Source organism: Xanthomonas sp. NCPPB 3442 (genome assembly GCF_056725145.1).
Genome location: NZ_CM161514.1, coordinates 2,404,008 through 2,414,827 on the forward strand (window position 1 = coordinate 2,404,008; position 10,820 = coordinate 2,414,827).

At 64.2% G+C, this 10,820-nt stretch carries 4 protein-coding genes and 1 pseudogene; all 5 read right to left on the reverse strand.

All coding sequences use genetic code 11. The features are described 5' to 3' along the window. Positions 1 to 172: 172 nt before the first annotated feature. Positions 173 to 2,647, reverse strand: coding sequence for a methyl-accepting chemotaxis protein (locus AC1POX_RS10485; RefSeq protein ID WP_372357067.1), 2,475 nt, complete (start codon positions 2,645 to 2,647; stop codon positions 173 to 175). 107 nt (positions 2,648 to 2,754) lie between these two features. Further along, entirely contained in the window at positions 2,755 to 5,004 is a 2,250-nt protein-coding gene (locus AC1POX_RS10490; protein ID WP_372357068.1) for a methyl-accepting chemotaxis protein, read from the reverse strand. A gap of 193 nt (positions 5,005 to 5,197) precedes the next feature. After that, positions 5,198 to 5,490: pseudogene (locus AC1POX_RS10495) on the reverse strand (hypothetical protein). A 156-nt stretch (positions 5,491 to 5,646) separates the two neighbouring features. After that, complete coding sequence (locus AC1POX_RS10500; protein ID WP_122273540.1) at positions 5,647 to 7,758, reverse strand: methyl-accepting chemotaxis protein; 2,112 nt, start codon at positions 7,756 to 7,758, stop codon at positions 5,647 to 5,649. A gap of 577 nt (positions 7,759 to 8,335) precedes the next feature. Next, positions 8,336 to 10,594, reverse strand: a complete 2,259-nt coding sequence (locus tag AC1POX_RS10505) for a methyl-accepting chemotaxis protein (protein WP_372357159.1) — start codon at positions 10,592 to 10,594, stop codon at positions 8,336 to 8,338. Positions 10,595 to 10,820: the final 226 nt, after the last annotated feature.

The following is a 10,820-nucleotide window of genomic DNA, read 5'->3' on the forward strand; positions in this document are numbered from 1 at the left end:
CCTGCGCGCTGGCAATAGCGCTCTGCCGATCGCACTGGGCGAAGCGCGTACACGTTGAGGATGTGCGGCCGTTGCGCCGGTGCCTGACCGATGCAGGCAGCGGGCAGTGACCAAGGTGGGACGCAGGCGTGCGCGCAGCGTCCCAGGGGCCGGTCGATCGCCAGGCGTTGCCTCAGGCAGCGTGGCCCAGGCGGCGATGCGCAGACCCGGCCTGCAACTGGAACACCGAGACCGCATCGCGCAATTGCTGCGCCTGTTCTTCCATCGACCGGGCGGCGGCGGTGGCTTCTTCCACCAGCGCGGCGTTCTGCTGGGTGGCCTGGTCCATCTGCGCGACGGTCTGGCCAACCTGTTCGATGCCTTGCGACTGCTGCTGCGAGGCCTCGCTGATCTCATGCATGATGGTGGTGACGTTCTGCACCGAATCGACGATGTCCTGCATGGTGCGACCGGCCTGGCCCACCAGCTGGCTGCCGTGTTCGACGCGGCTGACCGAGTCCTCGATCAGGTGCTTGATCTCTTTTGCCGCACCGGCCGAGCGTTGCGCCAGCGTGCGCACTTCACTGGCCACCACCGCAAAGCCACGGCCTTGTTCGCCCGCGCGTGCCGCTTCCACCGCCGCGTTCAAGGCCAGGATATTGGTCTGGAAGGCGATGCCGTCGATGACGCTGATGATGTCGGCGATCTTCTTGGATGCAGTCTGGATGCCGGCCATGGTGCCCACCACCTCACCCACCACCGCACCGCCTTGCGAGGCGACCGTGGCCGCACCGACCACCAGCTGGTTCGCGCGGCGCGCATGCTCGGCGTTGTTGCGCACGGTGGAGGTGAGTTCTTCCATCGAGGCAGCGGTTTCCTCCAGATTGGCCGCTTGCTGTTCGGTGCGCTGCGACAGGTCCTGATTGCCGGTGGCAATTTCGCTGGCGGCATCGTTGATGGCATTGGTGGACTGCTGGATGCGCCCGACGATATTGGCCAGCTGGGTCACGGTGGTATTGGCGTCGTCGCGCATGCGCGCGAACACGCCATGGAAATCGCCGTGCATGCGGGCGGTGAGGTCGCCCGCCGCAATCGCCTGCAACACCGTCGAGAGCGCGTGCAGATTCGCATCGGCGGTGGCCATCAAGTGATTGAGGCTGTCCACCATCGCGCGGAAATCGTACTGGAAGCGCTGTGCGTCGCCGCGTACGCTGAAATCGCCATTGGCTGCGGCCTGCGCAAGCAGCTTGATCTGGCTGTTCATCGCCGACAGGTTGGCCTTGACGGTATCCATGGTGTCGGTGAGCACGGCCTTTTCGCCAGGCAGGCGCTCCATGTCCTGGCTCAGGTCGCCGATGGCATAGCGCGACATGATCTGCGCAAGCTTCATCTTGACCGCAATGTGCGAGCCCACCAGCGCGTTGGTGTCGTGCACCATGGTGGCGTAGGCACCGGGGAAACTGTCTGCCTGCATGCGGTAGCTGATCTGGCCGGCATCGTGGCGCTGCGCCATTTCGCTTTGCGCGCTGAGCACGCGCTGCAGTTGCCCTTGCATCTGGCGCATGGTGTCGAGCAATTGACCGGTTTCGTCGCGGCCGGCGGCACTGACCTGATCGTCCAGCCGACCCTGCGCGATATTGGCGGCCACCGTCGCGGCGCGGCGCACATTGCGGGTCAGGCGCGACAAGGTGTGCCAGCACAGCGCGGCGATCAGCAGCGCCAGCACCGATAGGCCGGCGATCGCTTGCCACATCGCGTTGCGTGCGTCGACCAGGTGACGTTCGGATTGCCGCTGCAGCGCTTGCAGGGACACGTTGCTGAGGTCCCGCATGGTCTGGCCCAGCGCATCGAGTGCGGCATTCCACTGTGCGTCTGCCTTGGCATCGCTGCCGTCCAGGGCGGACCCCAGTGCAGCCAGTGCGGCGCTTGCCTGGGTCGCTTCGGCCTTGGCGGCATCGGCCAGCGCAGGGTCGGGCTGTTCCAACAAGCCCATCGCCTTGTCCAGTTCATGGCGGAAACGCACATGGTTTCGGTCAAGTTGATCGAGCTGCTCGCGCAGCATGGCGCGGCTGTCGCCCGCCTGCGAGGGGTCGCTGGCGGCGTCCAGACGGGTCAGCGATTCGGTGGTCTCGGGGCTGTAGATCAGCGTGGACACCACCAGGTGGTAGCTCTCGATGTACGGGGTGTAGACCAGCTGGCTGTCGTCGCGCAATGCATCGAGCGCGGCGAAGGCCTGCTCGCTCACGGCGGCGTAGCCTTCTGCGGCGGCACCGGCAACATGGCGCTGCTGCAAGGCCAGCAATTGCTTCTGGCTGCGTTCGAAGCCGGGCATGCCGGCCGTGGTGGCGAGCAGCTGGGCGAGATCGCGCTCGGCGCGCTGCGCGGCGTCTTTGGCGGCGCTGCCGCTATCCACATGGGCTGCGTGCAGGTCGGTGATCAGGCCCAGCATTTGGCCAAGCGGCGCGTAGCTGCGCAATTCGTTGCTACTGATGGCGACGCTTTCATTGAGCTTGCCGCTATAGAGCAGCACCGGAATGACCAGCCCCACCAACGCAAGCACGCCGATGATGCCGAGTTTCCTGGCGATGGCCAGGTCGTCCCAACGGCTGGTCCAGCGGCGTGGCGAAGCGGGAACGGTCTGCGGCGACAGGGTGGGTGAGGTGGTCATTGTTGCGTCTCATGGATGTAAGCAGGCTATCGGCTAAGGAGGTGTACGCCTTTAACGGATCAGCAGCGCTGCCGACCCGTCCGGTTCAGTCAGTGCTGGCGATCTGTTCAGAACTCCTGCCAGCTGCTGTCGTTGCTGGGCGCAGCGACGACGGCGCGCAGCGTGGCGGCAGGGGCGCGGCCGGCTGCCGCCGCCCTGGCCGAAAGCGCGGGCGCTGCTGCCGGGCGTCGTGAGGCTGCACGCGATGCCTGCGATGCATCACTGCTGTCGGTCTTGAAGACCGCCACGGCCTCGGTCAATCCGAGCGCCTGTTCTTCCAGCGCGCGTGCGGCGGCAGTGGCTTCTTCCACCAGCGCGGCGTTCTGCTGGGTGGTTTCGTCCATCTGGGTGACCGTCTGGTTGACCTGCTCGATGCCCGACGACTGCTCCTGCGAGGCCGCGGAGATCTCGCCCATGATGTCGGTGACGCGCTGCACGCTGGTCACGATTTCGGCCATGGTGGTGCCGGCGCTGTGCACCAGCAGCGAGCCTTCGGCCACGCGCTGCACCGAATCGTCGATCAGGCTCTTGATCTCCTTGGCCGCTGCGGTGGAGCGCTGCGCAAGCGTACGCACTTCGCTGGCCACCACGGCAAAGCCGCGGCCTTGTTCGCCGGCGCGCGCCGCCTCCACCGCGGCGTTGAGCGCCAGGATGTTGGTCTGGAACGAGATGCCATCGATGACGCTGATGATGTCGGCGATCTTCCTGGACGAAGACTCGATTCCGCTCATCGTCTCGACCACCTTGCTGGCGATCTGCCCGCCTTGCGCTGCAACGCGGGCGGCGCCGATGGCAAGCTGGTTGGCCTGGCGTGCGCTTTCGGCGTTCTGCTTGACGGTGGAGGTGAGCTCTTCCATCGAGGCCGCGGTTTCTTCCAGGTTGGCGGCCTGTTGTTCGGTACGCTGCGACAGATCCTGGTTGCCGGCGGCGATTTCGCCGGTGGCCGCGCTGATGCTGCCGGCCGCGCCCTGGATCCGCACCACGATGCGCGTGAGCTGTTCGGTGGTGGCGTTGGCGTCGTCGCGCATCTTGGCGAATACACCGTGGAAGTTGCCGTGCATGCGGGCGGTGAGATCGCCGGCGGCGATCGATTGCAACAGTGCCGACAAGCTGCCCAGGCTGGTGTCGCTGACCTCCATCATCGCGTTGAGGTCCTGCACCATGCGCAGGAAATCGTGCTCGAACCGCTGCGCATCGCCGCGTGCGCTGAAGTCGCCGGCAGCCGCCGCGCTGGCCAGGCGCTTGATCTCGGTGTTGATCGCCAGCAGGCTGGCTTTGGCCGCATCCATCGATTCGTGCAGCACCGCGCGGCTGCCTGGCAGGCGCCGTGCATCGCGGCGCAGATCGCCGCGTGCGTATTCGTTGAGCACTTCGATGGCATCGACGATGGCGTCCAGGTGCTCGAACATCATCGTGTTGATGCCCTTGCTCAGTTCGCCATACACGCCGGGGAAGTCCTGCGGCATGCGGTGGCTGATGTCCTTGTCGGCGTGCAGCGCGATCATTCGCGTGGTTTCGCCGGAGAAACGCTGCAACTGCGTCTGCATCCTGGCCATGGCGCTGAGCAGCCGGCCCGGCTCGTCGGTGGCGGTGGTGTGCACGTCGCTGTCCAGGCGACCTTCGGCGATGGCCTCGGCGGCACGGGTGGCACGGCTCAACGGCTGGGTCAGGCTGCGGGTGATCCACCAGGCCAGCAGGCTGCTGACCAAGATCACCGCAAGGCCGCCGGCGATCAGCAATGCCCGGCCACGATCCATCGCGGTGTTTGCATCGGCATAGGCCGCCGCGCCACGGCTGCGCTGGCGTGCGGCATATGCATTGAGCGCGTCCTGCCATTGCTGGTTTGCCGGTGCGGCCTGCTGCATCAGCGCCCTGAGCGCCTGGTCGGGCTTGCCGTTCATGCCTAGGTCCAGCACCTGCTGATTGGCGGCACGCGCCTTTTCGCGGGCAAGATCGATTTGCCGACGCATTGCCGCACCATTGGCGTCGGACGGCGGGATGGCGTACAGCTTGTCGTGGATGTCGCTGTAGTACTGCCGCTGCTGCTCGACGATTTTTGCGAAGCCGATGTTCTCTTCCTGCGTGGTCGGCAGCACGATGTTGCGCAGGTTGACGGCAATGTCCGCACTGGCGCTGCGCATCTCGCCGACATATTCCAGGATCGTCATGTTGCGCTTGACGATCGAATCCATGCGCCCGCGCGCTTGCGCCAAGGTCATCAGGCCCGCGACCACCAGGCCGCAGGACAACAGGATCAGAAAGCCGAACGCTGCGGAAAGGCGGGTACCGACGTTATAGCGTTGGAGAAAGCCGATCATGAAACATACCTGCCGGGAAGGAGGAGAGGGAGGCGCTTGGAGGCAACGGCGGCGGCCTCGCGATCACGGTCGGCACCCGCTGCAAGCTAGGGCGGCCGCATGACGCCTGGCGCTGGCGCTGCTGGCGTGCGTCGGCTCCGTCCCGATTGCAGGGCAGGTAGCGGCGACCTGGTCGTATACTTGAGCTCGCTATTTAGCGTTTGTTATAGCTGGCATCGTTCACGGAAGCGGGCAGCGACGCGTGCCGATGCAAGGCCCTGCCGGGCGAGGTGCAGCAGCGATGAGCGCGCGCGAAGGGAAGGGCGCTCGACATGCACGCCGGTCGGGGCGCCAATGCCACCTTGCGGCTGATGTTCCAGTGGGTCTTTGGGGAAGGGCCGATCAGAAAGGGGCAAGTCAGCCGACGCGTGCCGGCTGCAGGCGCGTGTCGCCCTGGCGGTTCGCGCTGGCAGTCGACGCCCTCCAGGGCGCAGCAGTCTGGCCCATCGCCAGCGGCGCCCATCAATGCAATGAGGGCCCGAGCCAGCGCATGCGGGTTGCATATGCTGGCTCGGGCCCTGCGTGTTGCAACGACTGATGTGTGGAGCGGCTGCCTGGCGCACGGCATCAGTGAGCACTCCCACCGACGCCAGTGCGTGCTGATCAGAACTCCTGCCAGCTGGTGTCGACGGTCGTCGATGCAGCAACCGCGCGCGGCTTGGCGGCAGCGCTGCCGCCGATCGAGGTCAGCTTGGCGCGCACGGCCGGCGCCGCCTTGGCGACGGATGCCGTGCGGACCGTGCTGGTGGTGCCTTGCTCGGTCTTGAAGACCGCCACGGCCTCGGTCAATCCGACCGCCTGTTCTTCCAGCGAGCGCGCGGCGGCAGTGGCTTCTTCCACCAGCGCGGCGTTCTGTTGGGTGGTTTCGTCCATCTGGGTGACGGTCTGGTTGACCTGTTCGATGCCGGCCGACTGTTCCTGCGAGGCTGCAGAGATCTCGCCCATGATGTCGGTGACCCGCTGCACGCTGGTCACCAGCTCGCCCATGGTCCTGCCGGCGGTATTGACCAGCACCGAACCGGCGGCCACACGTTCGACCGAGTCGGCGATCAGGTCCTTGATCTCCTTGGCGGCGCCGGAAGAGCGCTGCGCCAGCGTGCGCACTTCGGAAGCCACCACGGCGAAGCCGCGGCCTTGCTCGCCGGCACGTGCCGCTTCCACCGCCGCGTTCAAGGCCAGGATATTGGTCTGGAAGGCGATGCCGTCGATGACGGAGATGATATCGGCGATCTTCTTGGACGAGGCCTCGATGCCGGCCATGGTTTCGACCACTTGGCCGGCGATCTCACCGCCCTGGGTGGCCACGCTGGCCGCGCCGATGGCGAGCTGGTTGGCCTGGCGTGCGCTTTCGGCGTTCTGCTTGACGGTGGAGGTGAGCTCTTCCATCGAGGCGGCCGTTTCTTCCAGGCTGGCAGCCTGCTGTTCGGTACGCTGCGACAGGTCGCTGTTGCCGGCAGCGATCTCGCTGGCAGCGGCCTTGATCGAGATGGCCGACGCCTTGATGCCGGTGACGATTTCGGCCAGCTGCACGGCGGTGGCATTGGCATCGTCGCGCATCTGTGCAAACACGCCATGGAACTCGCCGCTCATGCGGGCGGTGAGGTCGCCGGCAGCGATCGACTGCAACAAGCCCGAGAGGGATTGCAGGTTGCCGTCGGCAGTGGCCATCAAGGTGTTGAGGCTTTCCACCATCACCCGGAAGTCGTGCTGGAAATTCTCGGCATCGCCGCGGGCGCTGAAGTCGCCATTGGCGGCGCATTGGGAAAGGTGCTTGATGGCGTGATTGACCGAAGACAGGTTGCCCTTGACCTTGGCCATGGTGTCGCTGAGAACGGCCTTGTCGCCGGGCAGGGCTTCCATGTCTTCGCGCAGGTCGCCGACAGCGTATTGGCCCATGATCTGCGCCAACCGCATCATCACGGCCACATGCGAGGCGGCCAGGTCGTTGTTGCCGCGCACGATGGTGGCGTAGTCGCCAGGAAACGCTGCTTCGTCCAGGCGGAAGTTCAGCTCGCCCTGATCGTGCCGGCGCTTCATTTCCTGCTGGCCGTGCAAGACTTTCTGCAACTGCTGCTGCATCTTGCTCATGCTGGCGAGCAGGCGACCAGTCTCGTCGGTGCCGCTGCTGTCCACGCTGATGGACACGTTGCCGGCGGCAATCGAATCGGCCACGTGCGAGGCCTCACCCAGGCGATTGATCAGGCGACGACGGATCAGCCAGCCGCTGGCCAGCGCCACCAGCACCGCGACGCCGCTGCCGATGATCATCGACCAACGGCTGCTGGCCTTGGCGGCCTTCAAGGTTGCGCTGCGCTTGACCAGCAATTCGTTTTCCTGCGCTTCGAAGTCGACCAGCAGCTGACGGATCTGGCCCATCGCCGCACGTTCATGGCCGGCCTTGAATTGCGTCAGCAGTGCGGACAGCTCTGTATCACTGCTTTTGCCGCGCAGCGCGATCAGGTTGTCCTCAAAGCCCATGAACTGCTCATACGCCGCATGCAGGCGCTGCAGGCGTTCCTGCTGCACCGGGTTGTCGGCGGTCAAGGTCTTGGCGTTGGTGAATTCCTGTTCGAACTGCACCTTGCCGTTGTTGTACGGCGTGAGATGCTGGTCCTGCCCGGACAGCATAAAGCCGCGCGCGCCCGTCTCGATGTTGACCGTGGCAATGGACATGGCGCGGCCGGTGCCGATGACCTGATAGGTGTGGTCGTTCATGGCCACCGCGTCCGACAGCTGGGACTGCCCACGTAGGCCTACCGTTGCGACGATCAAGAGCACAAGAACAACTGTGCCGAAACCCAGTGCCAGTTGTGTCGAAAGACTTAGCTGTTTCATCGAATGTGCCTTGAGGTGGTAACAATCTGAGTAGTGGGAGCCATCCGTTCGGTCCCCCGTGATCGGCCGTGTGGTGGCGCAGTGCAGTGAGGCGTTCTCGCGCTCGCAGGCGTGCCTCGTTGCTGACATAGCTAGCGGCGCAACCACTCTCGACTGAAGAGTTTCGTCACGCATTCGTCACGCAATTTCGATGGCATTTATGTTCGAAAAAAGCGGGCTCTGCCGATGCGGGCTGTTGGCGATGGCACCCCGGTCTGATCAAGCGCATGCAAAGCCGGGGCGGGGCGTCAGTGCAGGCGCCACCGGAGGTTTTTTGTGTGTGCGCAAGCCCCATGCGGCCGTGCTGCCGCGACGCATGTGATGCCCGGCAATGCGCCTGGCGCCAGAAGCACTGCCCATAAAAAAACACCGCGCTCGCCGGCGAGCGCGGTGTCCAGGTGCAGCCCCGGGGCCGGTATTAGAACTCGGCCCAATTGGACGCGTCGTTTGCGACCGACGCGACAGCGGCGCGTGCCGTCGGGCGCGCGACAGGCGGCTTGATTGCAGGCTTGCTCACCGCAACCGGACGCTTGGCGGCAATCTGGCGCACCGCCGGCGCGGTGCGGGTCACCGTTTCCATGTCCGCCGACAGACGGAACAGTGCCACCGCTTCGGTCAGTTGCTGGGCTTGTTCTTCCATTGCGCGTGCTGCAGCGGTGGCTTCTTCCACCAGCGCAGCGTTCTGCTGGGTGGTTTCGTCCATGCTTGTCACGGTCTGGTTGACCTGCTCGATCCCGGCAGACTGCTCCTGCGAGGCCGCGGAAATCTCGCCCATGATGTCGGTGACGCGCTGCACGCTGGCCACGATCTCGCCCATGGTGGTGCCGGCGCTGTTCACCAGCACCGAGCCTTCGGCCACCCGTTGCACCGAGTCGTCGATCAGGTCCTTGATCTCCTTGGCCGCGCCCGAAGAGCGCTGTGCCAGGGTGCGCACTTCCGAAGCCACGACCGCAAAGCCACGGCCCTGTTCGCCGGCGCGTGCGGCTTCCACGGCCGCGTTCAAGGCCAGGATATTGGTCTGGAACGCGATGCCGTCGATGACGGAAATGATGTCGGCGATCTTCTTGGACGAGGCTTCGATCCCGCTCATGGTGCCAACCACCTTGCTGACGATCTCGCCGCCCTGCGAGGCCACCTTGGCCGCACCGATGGCGAGCTGGTTGGCCTGGCGTGCGCTTTCGGCATTCTGCTTGACGGTGGAGGTGAGCTCTTCCATCGAGGCAGCGGTTTCTTCCAGGTTGGCAGCCTGCTGCTCGGTACGCTGCGACAGGTCCTGATTGCCAGCGGCGATTTCGCTTGCCGCACCCCTGATCGACGTAGCCGAGGCCTTGATGCCGCTGACGATCTCGGCCAGCTGCGTGGCGGTGGCATTGGCATCGTCGCGCATCTGCGCGAACACGCCGTGGAATTCGCCACTCATGCGGGCGGTGAGGTCGCCGGCAGCGATCGCCTGCAACAAGCCCGAGAGCGATTGCAGGTTGCCGTCGGCGGTAGACATCAAGGTGTTGAGGCTGTCCACCATCACGCGGAAGTCGTACTGGAACCGCTCTGCATCGCCGCGGGCACTGAAGTCGCCATTGGCCGCAGCTTGCGCCAGGTGCTTGATTTCGTGGTTCATCGCAGACAGGTTGGCCTTCACTTCGTCCATCGTGCGGGTCAGCAGCGCTTTCTCACCCGGCAGCCGCTCCATGTCCTCGCTTAGATCGCCGACGGCATACCTCGCCATGATCTGCATGAGCTTCATCTTTGTTTCGATATGCCCTGCAACTAGTTCATTTGTTCCACGCGCCATGTTTCCATAGTCGCCCGGTAACAAAGTGGCATCCATCCGGAAGCTGATCTGCCCTTCTTCATGACGCTTGGCCATCTCGATCTGCGCGTCGATCAGGCTGCGCAGTTGCAGCTGCATCTTGCTCATCGCCTTGAGCAGGCGCCCGGCTTCGTCGTTGAAGTGGGTGTCCACGTCGTTGTCCAGCTGGCCGTCGGCGATGGATTCTGCAGCGCGGGTCGCGCGGCTCAACGGCTGGGTCAGGCTGCGGGTGATGAGCACGCCCAGGGCGCCGCTCAACAATACGACCAGCAGCGAGCCGCCGATCAGCAACTTGCGCGAGTCGTCCATGGACTTGAATGCGACAGCCGATGCATCGGCTGCCAGCTTCTCCTGCAGGGCGATGTTTTCGGCAATTTTGTCCTGCCAGACCTGCATGGCGGGCGCCGCCTTGTTCAGCAGAAAGGGAAGTGCTTCGTCGCTGTGACCGGTCATCACCAGATCCATGACCTTGTCATTCAAACCCTTGACTTCGGCGCGGCGCGCATCGATCTCTGCACGCAGGATCTTGCCTTGCTCCGAGGCCGGCATGGCATACAACGCTTCGCGCGCTTTGTTGTAGTCGGCACGCGCAGACTGGATCTTGGCGACGAACTGGCGATTCTCTTCATCGCTGGTAGGCAATACCAGATTGCGCAGCTGCGTGCCGATAATGAAATTGGCGTTCATCATGTCGTTGGACAGGCGAATCTTCTCCATGTTCTGGTTCACGATGCCGTCGACCAAAGCACGTGCTGACGTCAATCCGCGATAACCGATCAAGGCGATCAGGCCCGACAGCACAATCAGCACAGCGAAGGCGGCCGCTAGACGTGGGCCGACGTTGTAACGTTGAAGAAGTGAGGTCATGACAGGGTTCCTGGCAAGCGTTGCGCGATAAAAGCAAGCGATGCGGAAACGCCAGTCGAGTGCAGTCTGACGTCTCGCTATGCCCAATAACGGCGCTTGAGAGCATCTACTGAATACCTCGAAATCAAAAAAAATATAACTCAAGTTAGGCTTGTGAAATAAATTTTTATTCTGCCGGAGTTTTCCCTGTGGATTACAGTTGTCAATCCGAGCTCTACAGTATAAA